At 40.2% G+C, this 17,886-nt stretch carries 20 protein-coding genes and 2 rRNA genes (1 of these 22 cut by a window edge); 10 read left to right on the plus strand and 12 right to left on the minus strand.

The features are described from left to right. Positions 1-88: 88 nt before the first annotated feature. The 4 genes from GYM62_RS13665 to rocD all read right to left on the minus strand — a co-directional run bounded on the left by GYM62_RS13665 (position 89) and on the right by rocD (position 4,919). Entirely contained in the window at positions 89-1,384 is a 1,296-nt protein-coding gene (locus tag GYM62_RS13665; RefSeq protein WP_144603874.1) for an ammonium transporter, read from the minus strand. Positions 1,385-1,902: 518 nt separating this feature from the next. After that, the gene (gene hemB, locus GYM62_RS13670) at positions 1,903-2,871 is read right to left on the minus strand and encodes a porphobilinogen synthase (protein ID WP_219956840.1); all 969 of its coding nucleotides are present in this window, start codon (positions 2,869-2,871) and stop codon (positions 1,903-1,905) included. Positions 2,872-2,924: 53 nt separating this feature from the next. After that, positions 2,925-3,581 carry an HAD family phosphatase gene (locus GYM62_RS13675; protein ID WP_219956841.1) on the minus strand — a complete coding sequence of 219 codons (657 nt, stop codon included), beginning with the start codon at positions 3,579-3,581 and terminating at the stop codon, positions 2,925-2,927. Positions 3,582-3,647: 66 nt separating this feature from the next. Next, positions 3,648-4,919 carry an ornithine--oxo-acid transaminase gene (gene rocD / locus GYM62_RS13680; RefSeq protein WP_219956842.1) on the minus strand — a complete coding sequence of 424 codons (1,272 nt, stop codon included), beginning with the start codon at positions 4,917-4,919 and terminating at the stop codon, positions 3,648-3,650. Positions 4,920-4,990: 71 nt separating this feature from the next. Between rocD and GYM62_RS13685 the strand changes: the two genes are divergently transcribed. The 9 genes from GYM62_RS13685 to GYM62_RS13725 all read left to right on the plus strand — a co-directional run bounded on the left by GYM62_RS13685 (position 4,991) and on the right by GYM62_RS13725 (position 9,019). Next, the gene (locus GYM62_RS13685) at positions 4,991-5,149 is read left to right on the plus strand and encodes a DUF5522 domain-containing protein (RefSeq protein WP_175557828.1); all 159 of its coding nucleotides are present in this window, start codon (positions 4,991-4,993) and stop codon (positions 5,147-5,149) included. A 103-nt stretch (positions 5,150-5,252) separates the two neighbouring features. Beyond that, positions 5,253-5,495 carry a 50S ribosomal protein L28 gene (gene rpmB / locus GYM62_RS13690; protein WP_091648551.1) on the plus strand — a complete coding sequence of 81 codons (243 nt, stop codon included), beginning with the start codon at positions 5,253-5,255 and terminating at the stop codon, positions 5,493-5,495. 32 nt (positions 5,496-5,527) lie between these two features. Continuing rightward, entirely contained in the window at positions 5,528-5,710 is a 183-nt protein-coding gene (gene rpmG, locus GYM62_RS13695) for a 50S ribosomal protein L33 (protein WP_009036148.1), read from the plus strand. A gap of 37 nt (positions 5,711-5,747) precedes the next feature. Next, entirely contained in the window at positions 5,748-5,900 is a 153-nt protein-coding gene (locus tag GYM62_RS13700; RefSeq protein ID WP_091648549.1) for a DUF4295 domain-containing protein, read from the plus strand. 91 nt (positions 5,901-5,991) lie between these two features. Further along, a complete protein-coding gene (ftsY, locus tag GYM62_RS13705; protein WP_091648546.1) occupies positions 5,992-6,948 on the plus strand; it encodes a signal recognition particle-docking protein FtsY in 957 nt (318 codons plus the stop codon). Positions 6,949-7,066: 118 nt separating this feature from the next. Beyond that, positions 7,067-7,915, plus strand: a complete 849-nt coding sequence (locus GYM62_RS13710) for an SPFH domain-containing protein (RefSeq protein ID WP_219956843.1) — start codon at positions 7,067-7,069, stop codon at positions 7,913-7,915. Position 7,916: 1 nt separating this feature from the next. Continuing rightward, a complete protein-coding gene (locus GYM62_RS13715) occupies positions 7,917-8,408 on the plus strand; it encodes a hypothetical protein (RefSeq protein WP_219956844.1) in 492 nt (163 codons plus the stop codon). A 3-nt stretch (positions 8,409-8,411) separates the two neighbouring features. After that, positions 8,412-8,570 carry an Arc family DNA-binding protein gene (locus tag GYM62_RS13720; protein ID WP_091648538.1) on the plus strand — a complete coding sequence of 53 codons (159 nt, stop codon included), beginning with the start codon at positions 8,412-8,414 and terminating at the stop codon, positions 8,568-8,570. A 77-nt stretch (positions 8,571-8,647) separates the two neighbouring features. After that, the gene (locus GYM62_RS13725) at positions 8,648-9,019 is read left to right on the plus strand and encodes a hypothetical protein (RefSeq protein WP_219956845.1); all 372 of its coding nucleotides are present in this window, start codon (positions 8,648-8,650) and stop codon (positions 9,017-9,019) included. A gap of 14 nt (positions 9,020-9,033) precedes the next feature. On the opposite strand, the gene GYM62_RS13730 is transcribed toward GYM62_RS13725, so the two are convergent. After that, positions 9,034-10,512: a TolC family protein gene (locus GYM62_RS13730; protein WP_219956846.1), complete on the minus strand. Its 1,479-nt coding sequence runs from the start codon at positions 10,510-10,512 to the stop codon at positions 9,034-9,036. Between the two features lie 162 nt (positions 10,513-10,674). Between GYM62_RS13730 and GYM62_RS13735 the strand changes: the two genes are divergently transcribed. After that, positions 10,675-11,439, plus strand: coding sequence for a class I SAM-dependent methyltransferase (locus tag GYM62_RS13735; protein ID WP_219956847.1), 765 nt, complete (start codon positions 10,675-10,677; stop codon positions 11,437-11,439). Here the strand turns inward: GYM62_RS13735 and GYM62_RS13740 are convergent. The 7 genes from GYM62_RS13740 to GYM62_RS13770 all read right to left on the minus strand — a co-directional run. Further along, on the minus strand, positions 11,436-12,392 hold the full coding sequence (locus tag GYM62_RS13740) for a glycosyltransferase (protein ID WP_219956848.1): 957 nt from the start codon (positions 12,390-12,392) through the stop codon (positions 11,436-11,438). The genes GYM62_RS13735 and GYM62_RS13740 overlap by 4 nt on opposite strands. Beyond that, complete coding sequence (locus GYM62_RS13745) at positions 12,392-13,354, minus strand: glycosyltransferase family 2 protein (protein WP_219956849.1); 963 nt, start codon at positions 13,352-13,354, stop codon at positions 12,392-12,394. The genes GYM62_RS13740 and GYM62_RS13745 overlap by 1 nt, the downstream gene beginning before the upstream one ends. 1 nt (position 13,355) lies before the next feature. After that, a complete protein-coding gene (locus tag GYM62_RS13750; RefSeq protein WP_219956850.1) occupies positions 13,356-13,904 on the minus strand; it encodes a DUF4199 domain-containing protein in 549 nt (182 codons plus the stop codon). A 6-nt stretch (positions 13,905-13,910) separates the two neighbouring features. Further along, entirely contained in the window at positions 13,911-14,423 is a 513-nt protein-coding gene (locus GYM62_RS13755) for a DUF4199 domain-containing protein (RefSeq protein WP_091648515.1), read from the minus strand. Next, positions 14,416-15,654: a dihydroorotase gene (locus GYM62_RS13760; protein ID WP_219956851.1), complete on the minus strand. Its 1,239-nt coding sequence runs from the start codon at positions 15,652-15,654 to the stop codon at positions 14,416-14,418. Before GYM62_RS13760 ends, GYM62_RS13755 begins: the two co-directional genes overlap by 8 nt. A gap of 854 nt (positions 15,655-16,508) precedes the next feature. Beyond that, positions 16,509-16,620: ribosomal RNA gene (gene rrf / locus GYM62_RS13765) — 5S ribosomal RNA — on the minus strand. 146 nt (positions 16,621-16,766) lie between these two features. Continuing rightward, positions 16,767-17,886 (minus strand): 23S ribosomal RNA (locus tag GYM62_RS13770) (it continues 1,752 nt past the right edge of the window).

The raw sequence follows: 17,886 nt of genomic DNA on the forward strand, positions 1-17,886 counted from the left end.
GAATGATAGAGTTGACCAATAGGACCCCTGCCCGCTTGAAAGAGAGTCGCATTTTTTTCTACGGGCGGGGTTCTTTATTTTTTTGATACTATTCGTCGTAAACGATAGTGTAACCTCTGATTCCATGTTCGTGGGAATCAAGACCTGTACGCTCGTGCTCTTCTGAGACACGGATACCAACCGTCTTCTTCAAAACAAAGAAGATCACAAAAGCTGCAGTAAAGGCAGTAACGCCACAGATTGCAACACCGATAAGTTGAGTTAGCAATGTATGCTCAGGATTAGTGGAAAAAATACCCACTGCCAATGTTCCCCAAACCCCACAGGTCAGGTGAACCGACACGGCTCCTACTACATCGTCAAGGTGAAATTTATCTAAAAGGATGGCAGAAAGCACTACCAAAACGCCTCCGATTAAACCAACCAGCACTGCGGAACCTGGGTTAATTACATCGGCTCCAGCTGTAATGGCTACAAGACCAGCCAGAATACCGTTCAAAACCATCCCTAAGTCTAATCTCTTGAAAGCAAAGTAGGCTGTAAGGAATCCACCCAATCCTCCTGCACAGGCTGCAAGAGAAGTGGTTACCAAAACAAAGGAAACCAATCCAGGATCAGCAGATAGCACTGAGCCACCATTAAATCCAAACCAGCCTAACCAAAGTAAGAATACACCGATTACGGCCAAAGGCACAGAAGCACCAGGCTTTTCTACAATTTTTCCGTTTACGTACTTACCGATTCGAGGGCCAACCAAGATCACACCGGCTAAGGCTCCCCATCCACCTACAGAGTGTACCAGCGTACTTCCTGCAAAGTCATAGAATCCCATGGCATCCAACGCGCCTCCACCCCATTTCCAGCTGCCTATCAAAGGATAAACAATTCCAACAAAGAAGAGAGTAAACACCAAATAGGCACCTAGTTTCACACGCTCAGCTATCGCGCCAGATACGATGGTGGCTGCTGTTGCAGCAAACATGGCTTGGAACAAGAAATCTGTCCAATAGGTATAGCCACCATCTGCATATGCAGAACTTACATCAGCACTGGCAGGTGAAAACCAGAACATGTTCCAACCGGCAAAATCAAAACTTAACCATCCTGGAGTTTCAAAACCAGGGTACATTAGGTAAAATCCAATGGCGGCATAGGAGATAATTCCGATAATTGGGGTGACGGTGTTTTTGAACAGGATGTTCACCGTGTTTTTGGCTTGGCCAAATCCAGCTTCCACTCCAGCAAATCCAAGGTGCATAATAAACACCAAGGCAGTGGAAAGCATCATCCAGACATTGTTTGTCGTGAGGATGTTTTGGGATATCTCCAAAGAGAGATCCATCGCGGCCACATCATTGGCCAACAGGGTTACGAAATACTTCATAGGTTTGAGATTAAAATTTGAACTTATTTCAAAATTTTCTATAGGTTTGAAAGCAAAAGCTTTGAACGAATGTAATTTAATTTTTGATTAAAAAACAAATCACATTTTTACAAAAAGTCATACTTACTTGAATTTTCAATTGTTTTTTTGAACCAAATATTAACGATTTTTCAAAAAATTATTTAAAATAGATCATTTTACAGACCAATTGATTGATAAAATAATATTTTGAAGAGGTAAGTATTATTTTTTGAAATCGGTTGCGGGAAATTGAAATCAGAATAAATAAAAATTAAATAACCTATTTTCGAACTATTATTCTGAAAAACAGAAAAAAACTAAATTTAATACTAAAGTATCAGGATTATCAAATATATAAATTTTAAAAAATCAGTATTTTTTTTAATCAAACCTCGAAAAAAAATCAGTTTTAACCGAAATAGAGGGTTAATTTTTAACTACAAAAATAAAAAAACCCGATAATTACCGGGCCTTAGGATTTAAATAAATCTAACTATTTACCTGGAAAGAAGAGCAAACTCCTTTGCAAAATAAGTTAGGATAATCTTAGCTCCTGATCTCTTGATACTTGTAAGCATTTCTATCATAGCACGATCATTATCGAGCCAACCTTTCTCTGCTGAAGCTTTCAGCATACTATACTCACCAGACACATTATAAGCAGCAATAGGCAAGGGATAATTATCTTTTAAAAGCTTGATAATATCTAAATAAGCTAAGGCAGGCTTAACCATTAAAAAATCTGCACCTTCCTCCATATCCAGATCAGCCTCAACTAGTGCCTCCTGAGAATTTGCAGGGTTCATTTGATAGGTCTTTTTATCTCCAAACTTCGGAGCTGAATCCAATGCATCCCGGAAAGGACCATAAAATGCACTTGCATACTTTGCAGTATATGACATGATAGAAGTATCCGAAAACCCATTCTGATCCAATAATTCTCGGATATAGCCCACTCTTCCATCCATCATATCAGAAGGCCCTAAGATATCAACCCCGGCATCAGCCTGAGCCAAGGACATTCTTCCCAATACTTCCAAGGTTTCATCATTCAAAATCTTTCCACCTTTCACTACGCCATCATGACCATCGCTGCTATAAGGATCCATAGCAACATCAGACATCAAACAGATTTCAGGAAAGTTTTTCTTTATTTCCCTCAAGGCTTTTAGATAAAATGTCTCCGGATTATAGCTTTCAGTAGCCATCGCATCCTTTAGACTTTCAGGATATGCCGGAAAAACATCAATTGCCCGAATCCCCAACTTCATACAGGATTCAACCTCGCTTAGTAAGGTATCAAGAGAATATCTATAAATGCCAGGCATGGAGTCTACAGGAATTCTCTTTCCACTCCCTTCCACCAAAAACATTGGAAAAATCAAATCCTTGACAGATAAGGAAGTCTCTTCTACCAAGTTTCTGACAGCCTCTGACTTTCTGTTTCTTCTGGGTCTTCTATTCATTTTTTGAAAATTTCAATCACAAAGGTATGCTCCTATCTTATTTGAATACTAAATCAAGAATTTAAAATTTCCAGCACTAAGTCTGGAGTTATCTCCCTGTAATCCTGAATGTAATAATTACTTGAAGGTAATTCTTCTTTTTTATGGGAGGATAACACCGCTACAACTTTCATCCCTGCATTCAACCCCGCAGTTACCCCAGAAAAAGAATCCTCAAACACCAAACAATTCTCCGGCTTTACCTTAAGATTTGAAGCAGACTTCAGATAAACTTCCGGGTCAGGCTTATGTTTATTCACATCCTCACTTGCCATGCTGGATTCAAAATGCGGAAATAGATCCAGCTTCCCAGCAATTAATTCCAAATTTGCTTTTGGCGCTGATGTCGCTACTCCGGTTTTTAGGTTGTTTCTTTTCAGACCGTGAAAAAATTCCAAGAAACCATCAATTGGATTGACATGGTGCTGATAAATTTCACGAAACAAGCCTTCTTTTTCATCTTCCAAACTCAATAGCTCCTCTCCTTCTATTTTTCTCCCAAAGAAATGACTCATTATATATGAGTTACTTTTCCCATACATATGGGCCGCAAATTCTTCTTCTGTTGGAAATAAGTTTCTTTTTGCAAAAAACTCTTTGAATGCCATCGAATGAAATGGATTGGTATGACAGATCACTCCGTCCATATCAAAAATCACTGCTTTACTCATAGTTATATAATAAAAGAGTCGCTTTCCATATTCAAATGAAAAGCGACTAATAGAAATGACAAGAAATTATCGGTTGAATTCAGCAATTACTCTTTCTATAATATCGCAGCACTCATGCAATTGCTCCTCGGTCATCACCAAAGGTGGCGCAAAGCGGATAATATTCCCATGCGTTGGTTTAGCCAAGAGACCATTTTCTGCGAGTTTAACACAAATATCCCATGCTGTAGAACTATCTTCAGAGTCATTAATGACAACAGCATTCAACAACCCTTTGCCACGAACCAATTTTGCAATAGGGAATTTGTCCACCATTTTCTGCATGCGATCCCTGAAAAGTTGTCCAAGTTTTCTAGCATTTTGGGCTAATTTTTCATCTCGAACAACCTCTAAAGCTGTCATAGCTACTTTTACCCCCAGAGGGTTTCCTCCAAAAGTAGACCCATGCTGACCTGGCTTGATCACGTCCATGATATCTTTATCTGCCAAAACTGCAGAAACCGGATAGAAGCCGCCTGAAATTGCCTTCCCCAAAATCAGCATATCCGGTTTTGTATAAGTCTCCTGCTTTTCACAATGACCTTGGCAAGTACAGTTGCCGCAAACTGCCAATAAAGACCCGGTCCTTGCAATTCCTGTTTGAATCTCATCAGCAATCAACAACACATTTTGCTCCTGACAGGCTGCCTTTGCTTGTCTGATATAATCATCTGCCGGTGTATACACTCCAGCTTCACCTTGTATAGGCTCCACCAAAAATGCAACTACATCTTCCTGTTTCAAAGCGACCTTTAATGCTGTTATATCATTATAAGGTATGCGAATGAATCCATCAGTATAAGGACCAAAATTTTTCCTAGCATTGGCATCATTGGAAAATGAAATGATAGTAGTGGTTCTTCCGTGGAAGTTGTTTTCAGCAACTATGATTTTGGCCTTGTTTTCAGCAACTCCTTTTCTCTCATAACCCCATTTCCTAGCGATTTTGATGGCAGTTTCCACACCCTCCGCACCAGTATTCATCGGTAGCACTTTGTCAAAGCCGAAATACTCGGTGATATATTTTTCAAAAGGCCCAAGCACATCATTATAAAAAGCTCTGGAAGTCAAAGTAAGAGTTCCAGCCTGCTCAATTAATGCATCTTTTATACGAGGATGACAATGTCCTTGATTGACCGCGGAATACGCAGATAGGAAATCATAATATTTTTTTCCTTCCACATCCCATAGGAACACCCCCTCACCCTTGCTTAATACCACAGGCAAAGGATGGTAATTATGTGCTCCATATTTATCTTCCAAGGCGATTGCCTGCTTGCTCGAAGTGATAGTCTCCATGTTTTTTCGTAAATTTGAGTTCTTAATTAATTCCTCTAATGCAAATATAACAAATGCAGAAGAGGGCTACTATGAAATCAGAAAAGAAGCAGGGTAAATTACCTGCCTTGGAGCCGGGAGATTATTATTTGAATGAGCAAGGCCTGATGGTCTTCACAGAAAAGTACCACCTCAAACGTGGTTATTGCTGTGGCAGTGGCTGCAAACACTGTCCCTATCCCAAAGGCTGAAAATATTCCTGGATATTTTTAAAAGCCTTTGTTGTTAATTCCCAAAAAGTTCCGATATTTGCAGACTCATTACAGAAACGCATACAAATTACGATACATAATCATGGCAAAAGTTTGTGACATTACCGGAAAAAGACCTCGAGTAGGTAACAACGTGTCCCATGCAAACAACAAAACGAAGCGTAGATTTTACCCAAATCTTCATAAGAAGACATTCTACGTACCTGAAGAGGATGCATGGATCACTTTAAAAGTGTGCTCTAAAGCATTGAAGACGATCAACAAAAAAGGTATCACTGCAGTTTTGAAAGAAGCTCAGGATAAAGGAATGATTGTAATCAGATAATCAAAGTCACGACGCAATAAAAGAATAAGAAGATGGCTAAGAAAGGAAATAGAGTACAAGTGATAATGGAATGCACAGAGCACAAGAACTCTGGCATGCCAGGTACTTCCAGATACATCACTACCAAGAACAGAAAGAATACAACTGAGAGATTGGAGTTGAAAAAATTCAACCCTATTCTTAAGAAAGTTACTGTTCATAAAGAAATTAAGTAATTTAAGCTCGGATTTAATCCGATAAAACGACAAAGATATGGCTAAGAAAGTAGTAGCAACCCTAAAAAAAGAAGGTGGCGTGTCTTACGCCAAAGTGATTAGAGCCGTGAAGTCTGAGAAGACCGGTGCATACACCTTCAGAGAAGAAATGGTTCCTTCCACATTGGTTCAGGATACCCTTAAGAAATAATTTGCCGAAAGCATCGTAATGATTTCTAGTCCCTCTGTCCATCGGTCAGCAGGGACTTTTTCATTATATTCCACTTTTAAATCATACTATCATGGGAATCTTTGGTTTCTTTTCAAAGGATAAAAAAGAAAGTCTGGATCAAGGACTTCAAAAGTCCAGCGACAATATCTTTTCCAAACTCAGCAAAGCTGTAGTTGGGAAATCCAAGGTAGACGAAGATGTATTGGATGAGCTGGAGGAGATCCTAATCACCTCTGATGTGGGTGTTGACACCACCATTAAAGTCATCCGAAGAATTGAGGAAAGAGTAGCTCGTGACAAATACCTGAATACTGAGGAGCTGGATGTTATCTTAAAAGAGGAAATAGCGGCTTTGTTGGAAGAGAATAATTCTCAGGATTTTCTGGACTTTGATTTACCTGAAGACAAAAAGCCTTATGTCATAATGGTTGTTGGGGTGAATGGAGTTGGCAAAACAACTACTATCGGAAAACTCGCTAACCTTTTTAAAAGTGCCGGTAAAAATGTGATTTTAGGAGCTGCTGATACTTTTAGAGCAGCCGCGGTAGACCAATTGATTCTCTGGGGCGATCGTGTCGGAGTACCTGTAATTTCTCACGGGATGAATACTGATCCAGCTTCTGTAGCATTTGACGCGGTTAAGCAAGGCGTCGACCAAAAAGCTGACGTTGTAATTGTAGATACTGCAGGTAGACTTCATACGAAAATTAATCTGATGAATGAGTTGAGCAAGATCAAGCGGGTAATGCAAAAGTTTATCCCGGACGCACCTCATGAGATATTACTCGTACTTGATGGTTCTACGGGACAAAATGCCTTCATTCAAGCAAAAGAGTTTACCAAGGCAACGGAAATCACATCCTTGGCCATTACCAAGTTAGACGGAACAGCCAAAGGAGGAGTAGTTATTGGTATTTCTGACCAATTCAAAATCCCGGTTAAATACATAGGGGTTGGGGAAAAAATGACTGATCTACAAATCTTCAATCGAAAGGAGTTCGTTGATTCTCTTTTCACCAAGAAATAATAGAAAGCCACAAACCAAAGAAGCTCTGGAATTTCCGGAGCTTTTTTTTTGCAAAAATTTGAACATTTAATTTTTTCTATCGTAATTTAATATGATATCATTTTAACATCATATTGAAATGGAAAAAATAACCAAACCCATCTCAGGCTATGTGATTCTTTTATTGAATCTAGCCTTAATTCCAGCAGCCATCTTTTCATTAATAAATGAACAAGCGGTGCTGGGAGTAGCCTCTATACTTGCATTCGTCCTACTTATACCGGGCTACTTTATAGTAGAACCCAATAAAGCCATGGTATTGCTTTTGTTTGGAGAATACAAGGGAACAGTGAAGGCAAATGGTTTTTTCTGGGTCAACCCCTTTATGACCAAGAAGAAAATTTCACTTCGGGTAAGAAACTTTGAAAACAAGCCATTGAAGGTGAATGACAAAATCGGTAATCCGGTCATGGTTGGTACCATCGTAGTTTGGCAGGTGGAAGACACTTTCAAGGCTACTTTTGATGTGGACGATTATGAAAACTTTGTACATCTTCAATCGGATGCGGCAGTTCGAAAAATGGCCGGATCCTATCCTTACGATAATTTTGAAGATGAAGAGGCCGAGGTTACTCTACGTTCAGGTGTGGAAGAAGTAAATCATTCCTTAGAGGAGGAGATTGTAGAAAGACTTAATCATGCCGGGATTAAAGTAATTGAAGCTAGAATTTCCCACCTAGCCTATGCTTCAGAGATCGCCTCAGCCATGCTTCAAAGACAGCAAGCCACTGCAATCGTAGCAGCAAGACAGAAAATTGTAGAAGGGGCTGTTGGCATGGTGGAAATGGCTTTAGAAGACCTCAAAGTGAAAGATATTATCGAGTTTGATGAGGAGAAAAAAGCTACCATGGTTTCCAACTTGATGGTAGTTCTTTGCTCAGATAAGAGTGCTAGCCCGGTGTTGAATGTAGGAACCTTACATCAATAAAATGGCTAATAGAGTCTTCAACGAAAATCAAAACTATAGAGGAACTTGGGTCATGTACCTTTTGCTCATGACAGAACTGCCCATACTCATACTTCTTTCTGTGGTTTTGATAAACTCTGACAAAGAAGTCACAGAGAACTTGGTGGGCCTTACTATTGCATCCATCGCCATCATTGGCACATTCTTGTTAATAATGAATATTCAACTGCAAACAAGAATTGATGATCAGGGTATATCCTATAAGTTTTTCCCATTCATCAACAAATGGAGACATATTCCAAGAGAAAAAATCAATTCTATAGAAGTGATCCATTACAGTCCAATCACCGATTATGGAGGATGGGGTTTGAAAGGAAACAAGTCCACCAAGGCTTATAGCATAGTAGGGGATGAAGGCTTATTAATCGATACTGGAGAGTCTAAAAAGATAATGCTGGGAACACAAAAAGGGCCTGAGTTACGAGTTTTTATCAATGATTGGAGGGAGGATTAGATTATGTCAAAAAAGAAAGCATTTGCACTTCGTATCGATGAAGAAACCATGAAGGCCATCGAAAAATGGGCTGCAGATGAATTTCGTAGTACCAATGGTCAATTAGAATGGGTGATCAGAGAAGCGCTTAAAAAAGCAGGCAGGCTTCCGAAAAATTCTTAGTCAAAGGCTAATAATTGAACTCCAAAGAGAATCATTTCCTTATATTAAGTGAGTAAATTAGATAAACGAACTTTAAAATGAACACGATAAAGAAAACACTTCTTTTAAGCCTGATTGCAGTTTTTGGATTGATTACAATTCCAAATCTTGCTTCAGCTCAGACGTCGGAGATGTCTAAAGAAGAAAAAAAAGAAATCAAATCGGCCGAAAAGCTAGTCAAGGCGAAGATTGATTTGGGGAAAAAATTAGAAAAGCTTCAAAAAGAAGAAGCAAAGCTGGTCAAAACCCAAACCAAATTTGAAAAAGACAATGCAGCGGGGAAACTTTCCCCAAATGATGTCGAGAAAATCACAAAGAAAATTTCCAAGCAAAAGAAAAGTATTGAAGGCTTGAAAAAGGACATTGAAAAACTCGAGAAGTATATTAGAGAAAATGAAGACGGCATATAGCCGTCTTTTTTCATTTAAATCTCAGGTTTATACAATAATTCCTCTTTTTCAAAGTCATACAAGGTCAAAGCCCTTAATTCATAATAGGCGACCCAAAAATCTTTCAATGCATCGAAATAAGCTCTCTTATTGCTGTCTTTTTCATTTTGAGCAATATTCAGATCAGTCACCGTGACATTGCCTGTCTGGTATCGTTTCAAAGCAATTTCGTATCTTCTTTGAGCCACTTCATCGGAAGTTTTGGTCACATTCAGCCGTTCCTTGATCATAAGGAAGTTTTTGACTTTGGTAAATATTTCCTGTTCAAAATTTATCACATCCTGCTGCACAGTATAATTTACGAGCTGCTGATTAGCTTCGGCCTGAGCCATTCTCGCCTTATTTCTTCCCCAATCCAAAATAGGCACCGACACGCCTAAATTCACCAAAGCTTGAGTATTTGGGTTGTTGAAAATATCAGGAAAAGCAAAAGCTGCATTATTATAACCGTAACTCGCATTCAGTTGCATTCCTATTCTCTGACCTTTGGCTTCTGCCACCTGAGCTTCTGCCTCCAATTTCCTGCGATCAAAACCTAAGGCTTCAGACCGGTTTTGAAAAGCCAATCGAATTGCTTCTTCCACATTCACTTCAAAATCAGGCAAGTTTTCAGGAGACAACAAATTGATTTTGGTGCTTGGATCCAATCCAATAAATGAGTTGACTGAAAGCGCCGAACTCTCTAAATCTAATTTCGCCTGAGCTAAATCCTGTCTTGCCTGTAAGGCCTGTAATTCAACCTGCAAAAGTCTATCTTCAAAAGTAGTTCCTAATTCGTAACGCTTCTTTTCAATAGAGAAAATCTCCTCTGTATTCTCGAGATTTTGAGTTGCGACCTGCAAGTTTACCTGAGCTATCAGGTAGTCAAAAAACAATTGAGTCACAAACAAAGAAACCTCTTCCATCTCCTGTACATACTCTCTTTTGCTTTCTTCAAATAGTAAAGGCTGAATCTTCTTATCCCATTTGAATTGATTATAAGCAAAAAGCGGCTGTTGCAACCTGACATTCACGGGAACTCCCGACCAGCGAGTTTGAATCTCATTAGGTCCAGCTAGAAAGTTATCGAAGCGGTTGGTTGAGGTATTCACCGAAATAATACCTCCTGTAGGAGCAATCACCTGCTGCAACCCCAACTCCAAGTCCATGAAATTCTGCCTTACCTGCAAAAACTCAATGCTACCATCTGGCTGAGTGATACTATTAAAAGCCTGAGAGTAGCTGGGAATTGTCCCATTAAGGCGAAGTTGGGGGTTGTAATTGGACTTGAAAAGCCTGTATTGCCAATACCTGTTTTCCTTTCTGGTCAATGCTCTTAGGGCTGCGGGAGATCTATCTTTAGCTCGTTGAACCATTTCCTGAAGCGTATAAGTAGCTTCATTTTGGGCTTTTAAATTGGTTGGAAAATAGGTCAGAGCAAAAAATAATAAGCCAATAAAGTATCTTTTTTTCATCAGATTTTAAATCATAAAATGGTAATTTGAACTAAAATAATGATAGTTCTACGAATTACAAATTAAGCGCAGAATCCCAAATCCTAAAAAATCCTAAATCCCATGTATTTGATGATTCTTTCAGGCAAAAATGATTGATTATCTTGCAGCCTGAAAAGCGATATGAAGAAGATAATCAGTTTTGTCATCCGGTATATTCCCAGACCATTTTTACAAAGAGTGAGTCCTTTGGCTATGAAATTTTTCGCCATCACTAATCGTGGCAGCGCAGTTCAATGCCCCGTTTGTGAAAAATCATACAAGAAATTCCTCCCTTACGGCCGGATAGCAAGGGAAAATGCTCTTTGCCCCAACTGCCTTTCCTTAGAAAGACACAGATTGATGTGGCTTTTTCTGAAAGAAAAGACCAACTTTTTTACAGCTCCATTGAGAGTTTTGCATGTTGCACCAGAGCATTGTTTCATCCAGCGATTTGAAGCCCTTCCAAATTTGGAGTATGTCACAGCAGATATTGAGTCTCCCTTGGCAAAAGTTAAAATGGACGTTCATGATATTCCCTTTCCTGAAAATTCTTTTGACGTAGTATTCTGCAACCATGTCTTGGAACACGTAGAAGACGATATAAGGGCTTGTCAGGAGTTTAATAGAGTCCTGAAGCCAAGCGGATGGGGTATTCTCCAGTCTCCAGTATACCCTATAGAAACAACTCTGGAAGACTCCTCCATTACAGACCCTGCTGAAAGAGAAAAACTCTTTGGCCAAAGAGACCATGTTCGAAAATTCGGTAAAGATTACGCAGAAAGATTAAGACGCTCAGGATTACGCATTGAAGAAAATCAATTCGTGAAGGAATTATCCGAAAAAAAAGTATCTCACTTTGCTTTACCTTCTCAGGAAATCATTTTTGTCTGTAAAAAAGGGGATTAGCCTTTAAATAGTTTTACCACCAACTCATAAATCAGACCTTTCCCATAGGCTGAAAGTTGTATAACTGAGCAGACTAAGGCCAAAAATCCTGTGAGCAATGACTTGGTTTGAAGAGATGCAGAAACTAGGATTAAGAAGGCCCATAGACAGATCGATCCTCGTTGAAACTGTATAGTAAGAGGATGCCAACCAATCAAAGTAATAAGTAGAAATAGGAGAAAAAGGGAAGGAAACAAATGCACCAACTTGATTGCACCTGGATGAAACCTTGACACATTCACTCTGTTTCTCCCAAAAGAAAATGCCTGTTTGGTGAAGCTTAAAAGTGTATTTTTTCGCTTATGATAAACAAAGGCATCTTCTATTAACTCCAATTTAAATCCTGCCTTTTTTATTCGGATACTCCATTCAATATCCTCTCCCCTATTTGGATCCAGAAATCCACCAGTGCTTTCGAAAACTTCTCTGGAAACTCCCATATTAAAGCCTCTTGCCTGATACTTGGAGGGATCTTTTAATTTACCTCTAATACCTCCAGTTGTCCAGAAAGAGGTCATGGCAAAATCCATTGCCTTCTGAAGAGCTGTAAATTCTTCTTTTGCAGCATCTGGCCCTCCATATGCATCCAATTTCCTTTTCGGAATTTCCTCTGATAAGACTTGCAGAAAATTTGGTGGGAGAATTACATCCGAGTCTAGAATGACAAAAAAGTCACCAGAAGCATTTTTCATCCCAAAATTTCGGGCAAAGCCCTGACCTGAATTTTCCTGATAAAAATACCGGACCTCTAGGTCTGAGGAAAATGAAGCCACAATTTCTTCAGATTTGATAAAAGACCCATCCTCAACAATGACAACTTCAAAATCTGAATAGCTCTGATTTTGTAGACTTTCTAAAAGTTCTCGAATTTCATGAGGACGATTATAGACCGGTATGATTACCGAAAATTTCATCAAAAGTGAAAATTGATTTCTTCATCAATTTTGTATTCAGTTTCCTTAGATTGATTAGATGTCATCAATTCTGCAATGAAACCTGTCACAAACAACTGAACTCCTATAATCAAGGCAACCAAGGCCAAAAAGAATAAAGGTTGGTCTACGATTTCCCGAACTGGTTTTCCCTGGCTTAGCCCATAAACTTTTTGAAAAATCAGCCAGCAGGTAATAATAAATCCTGAAAAGAAGGAAAGAGTACCCCACAATCCGAAAAAATGCATAGGCTTCTTTTTATATCTATGCACAAATGAAACCGAAATCAGGTCTAAAAACCCATTCAGGAAACGCTCGATCCCAAATTTGGAATATCCGTATTTTCTGGCCTGATGCTGAACGACTTTTTCACCGATTTTCGCAAACCCATTCCATTTTGCCAAAAGGGGGATATAGCGATGCATCTCCCCATAGATTTGAATGTTTTTAACCACTTTAGACCTATAGGCTTTCAATCCGCAATTGAAATCATGAAGTTTTATTCCTGATATCCATCGGGTAACTGCATTAAAAAATCGGGAAGGAATAGTTTTGGAAATAGGGTCATGCCGTTCTTTTTTCCAGCCAGACACTACATCATACCCTTCTTCTGTTATCATTTTAAAGAGTCCCGGAATTTCGTCGGGACTGTCTTGCAAATCAGCATCCAAAGTAATCACTACTTGCCCTTCAGCCTTTTTAAATCCAGCATCGAGAGCTGCAGATTTGCCATAATTTCGAATGAAATTAAGTCCTTTTATATTTCCGTTTTCTTTGGCGAGGCGCTGGATTACATCCCAAGACTGATCGGTACTTCCATCATTGACCAGTATAATTTCATAAGAAAAGCCGTGGTCATTACAGACACGGCTAATCCATTGGGTCAATTCCGGTAAAGATTCTTCCTCGTTAAATACTGGAACTACAGCTGAGACTTGAAGCATTTTAATAATCTAGGGACTTATCTCTTTTTTTAAGGATAGCCCCCAAAATTAAGGCAATGATTGCATATACTATCAATCCAAAGCCAAAGTTTTTGATTTGGCCTCCTAGCGTAAAATTATTCCTGGTAGCTTCCCTCATCTCATCCAGCTGCTCAGTGCTCATATTATCAGGATTAGCACCAAAACTCTCCATAATTTCCAGAGTATTCTGAACTGATGCATCTGCGAGTACATCTGGTAATGATGGGTCTATCACATGAAATAGTAGGATTTGCCCTATAATGCTAATTATTCCTGAGATGATAATAGCTATAAAGCTAAAGTTAAAGGCAGTCCCAAAACTCATGAACCCACCTAATTCGGCTCTGTATTGCCTTCCAAAGTAAATTATCAATACAAAAAATAATACGATTGCAACTAAGCCAAACCAACCAGAAGCGAGTAAAATAGAATCAATGAAATACGCTATATAAGTTATTGCCAAAGAAACTAGGCCGATTGTCAAACCAGGTTGGACTGCGGCTTTAAAGGGAGTTTGTTGCTCTTCCATAAGTGATCAATTAGGGTTTTTCCTCAAAATAATAGAAATAATAATGGTAAAAAACAGTCCGGGGATGATTTTCCATATAGCATCATTCAATCCAATGTCAAAAGGAACCATGGATTGTACATTTTTTAAAGTACTCTGATAAGAATCCTCTCCCACTTGAGATATGATAGTGTCTTTACTTGATCCCAAGACTTCAAGTTTGGAAGATTTGATTTCTTCAAATAATTCAGGAAATGAAAGCAAAATAATCCAAATACCTAAGCCGGAGATAATGGCAATCAAGCAATAGGTCACGAAACCAACCGACATCCCTTCGGCAAAAGAAATAAAGCCGTTATTAGAATAATCTTTGAAAAACTTCAAAGCCAAAAATATGGATATGGGAGTGATGACATAGCCGAAAATCAAATTAAGATTCGTAGGATCCGGTTCCATCCAAGCTAATATCCCGAAAGCTATGACACTTAAGATTCCACCTAAGGTTCCGAATTGATACGCAGATCCAAAATATTTATTCATCAATTTTTATCAATTGCCCTTTTTGAAACACATACTTCACTTTACCGGTCAACTCAGTTCCAAACCAAGGGTGATTTGCTGAGAGAGACTTATTGGATTTACGGTTATAGGTCCACTTTTCAGCTGGATCAAAAATCGTCCAAGAACTATCCTGGTTATCGGATAAAACTTTGGTAGGCCCATCCGTGATTTTTTCAATCAAAAGATCCCAGCCCAAATCTTTTTCAAGCTTTACCATAGCAGGAAGAAATGTTTGAAGGCCAGACATCCCAAAAGAGGCGAGGTCAAACTCCATAAATTTGGAGTCAAAATCCTGAGGCTGATGGTTGGATACCAAGGCATCTATAGTTCCATCTTTGAGGCCTTTAATCAAGGCTTTTCGATCTGGAACACCTCTGAAAGGTGGAATCACTTTATAATTGGGATCAAAATCCTTTAAGTCAGAGTCTGAAAACAAGAGTTGATAGATGGATACATCAGCAGTAACAGCCAAGCCTATTTTTTTAGCTTGTCTAATTAATTCCACCCCTTTTGCTGTAGATACTGTTTGAAAATGTACTCTGCCACCAGCGTAGCGAATCAATTCCAGGTTACGGTGTATGGCCACTTCTTCAGCCAAAGATGGCATCCCTTTCATACCCAAATGTGTAGACATCTCTCCTTCGTGCATTTGTCCGAAAATAGATAATAAAGGGTCATATGCATGGTCAAACAGAATACCCTCGAACTTCTGTAAATACTGAATAACTTTTAAATAGCGATCGCTATTAGAAAGGGGCTTATTACCTTCTCCAAAAATTCTAACACCAGATTGGTAATGCATATCCAAGATTTCGGTCAGATCTTCTCCGTCGGTGTTCTTCGTTACAGCACCTTGTACAATCAATTTAGGAGAATACTGAGCAGCCTTGGATTTGATGAAATCAACCTCATTTTTGGATTGAACGACGGGATCTGTATTCGGCATTAAAACAGCCTTTGAAAAACCACTTACTTGAAGTGATTCGCATAAACTTTCAATAGTTTCCTTGTATTCCAATCCAGGTTCTCCGGCTTTAACGCGAAGATCAGTCCAGCCTGGACTAGCAATCCAGCCTGATGCATTTATTTCATTATTGGGTGATTCTTTGGATGGAGAAAAAGGAGTGAAATTCCCTTGATCAAAAATAAAATCTCCTTGAGTAGATTTTCCTGAAGCAATGAGGGTGATACCTCTGAATAGTACAGCCATTATTTCTGATTTGCTACAAAACTGCAACAATATTCTAAAAATGAAAAATAAACTTCAGTGTCAGGGGATAAATCTATTCATTACCCTTCGTAGGAGGAGTAATTGGGTTATTGGTTATTGGGTTATTAATGATTGAGTTATTGGTTATTGAGTTATTTGTTATCGGGTTTTTGGAAAAAATTCAAAGCTAGGCCTTAATAATTTCAGCTTTCTCATTTAAGCCTTCATCGTTTCAAGCCTACTGCCTACTCAATGCTGCGTACTATTCCTGCACTGAATAAACTTCATTGGGACGAATAACCAGTGGTCCGTTCTTTCAGCTTTCTAACTTAAGCTTTCATCTTTTCAAGCCTACTCAATGCTGCCTAGTATACTTGAACTGAATAAACTTCAATGGAAAGAATAACCAGAATTCCGCCCTTTCAGCTTTCTGACTTGAGAATTCCGCCTTTCCTCTCGTCTCTCGCTTCTAGCCTCTCGCTTCTCTGTAGCACTAAAACAAAAAAACCCCAGCGGTTAGGCTGAGGTTTGAATAATGTGGCGGCGACCTACTCTCCCGTGCGCCGCGGCGTACCAGTACCATCGGCGCTGCAATGCCATTCCGCCCTTTCAGCATTCTCACTTGAGCCTTCCTTTACGAGATAAACCTCCAAACTTCCCTACTGCCTACTCAACACTGCCTACTATTATTGCATAGAAACGACTTTTAATTGGTCGAAATCTTCCAATTTGAGAGCGACTAGACGTCCGTCCTTTCAGCTTTCTGACTTGAGAATTCCGCCTTTCCTCTCGTCTCTCGCTTCTCTGTAGCACTAAAACACAAAAACCCCAGCGGTTAGGCTGAGGTTTGAATAATGTGGCGGCGACCTACTCTCCCGGGTGTAACCCCAGTACCATCGGCGCTGCAGGGCTTAACTTCTCTGTTCGGGATGGGAAGAGGTGGGACCCCTGCGCTAGGCCGCCTAATCTGTAAGTATGCAGTGATCAGTTTCCAGTCGGCAGTTTCCTGCTTTCCGATCCGATGCCCTGCATCTAATATTTTTTGTTCTTCGGTCTTCAGTCTTCCGACTGCTGACTCTTTTTAACATATATCGTAGAAACTGTAACACAGCCAGAATAAGCTTTTGGGCAATTAGTACTGCTCAGCTATGACATTACTGCCTTTACACCTGCAGCCTATCAACCTCATCGTCTCTGAGGGCCCTATTTGGAAGTCTCATCTTGAGGGGAGTTTCGCACTTAGATGCTTTCAGCGCTTATCTCTTCCCGACGTAGCTACCCGGCAGTGCAGTTGGCACCACAATGGTACACCAGCGGTCAGTCCAACCCGGTCCTCTCGTACTAAGGTCAGGTCCTCGCAAACTTCCCACGCCCGCAACAGATAGGGACCGAACTGTCTCACGACGTTCTGAACCCAGCTCGCGTGCCACTTTAATGGGCGAACAGCCCAACCCTTGGGACCTTCTCCAGCCCCAGGATGTGACGAGCCGACATCGAGGTGCCAAACCTCCCCGTCGATATGAGCTCTTGGGGGAGATCAGCCTGTTATCCCCAGCGTACCTTTTATCCTTTGAGCGACGGCCCTTCCATTCAGAACCGCCGGATCACTATACCCGTGTTTCCACCCTGCTCGGCTTGTCGGCCTTACAGTCAAGCTCCCTTATGCTATTGCACTCCTCGTACGGTTACCAAGCGTACTGAGGGAACCTTTGGAAGCCTCCGTTATCCTTTTGGAGGCGACCACCCCAGTCAAACTACCCACCAAGCAATGTCTCCCGAGCCGGGATTAGATACCAAACAAACAAAGGGTGGTATTTCAACAGTGACTCCACAGATCCTGGCGAACCCGCTTCATAGTCTCCCACCTATCCTACACATCATTTGTCCAGTACCAATGCTAAGCTGCAGTAAAGGTGCATGGGGTCTTTCCGTCCCGTTGCGGGTACACGGCATCTTCACCGTGACTACAATTTCACCGAGCTCATGGCTGAGACAGCGCCCAGATCGTTACACCATTCGTGCAGGTCGGAACTTACCCGACAAGGAATTTCGCTACCTTAGGACCGTTATAGTTACGGCCGCCGTTTACTGGGGCTTCGATTCAATGCTTCTCTTGCGATAACATCCCCTCTTAACCTTCCAGCACCGGGCAGGTGTCAGGCCTTATACTTCGTCTTTAAACTTCGCAAAGCCATGTGTTTTTGTTAAACAGTCGCCTGGGCCTCTTCACTG

Source organism: Algoriphagus sp. NBT04N3, from assembly GCF_019443765.1.
Taxonomy (GTDB): Bacteria; Bacteroidota; Bacteroidia; order Cytophagales; family Cyclobacteriaceae; genus Algoriphagus; species Algoriphagus ornithinivorans.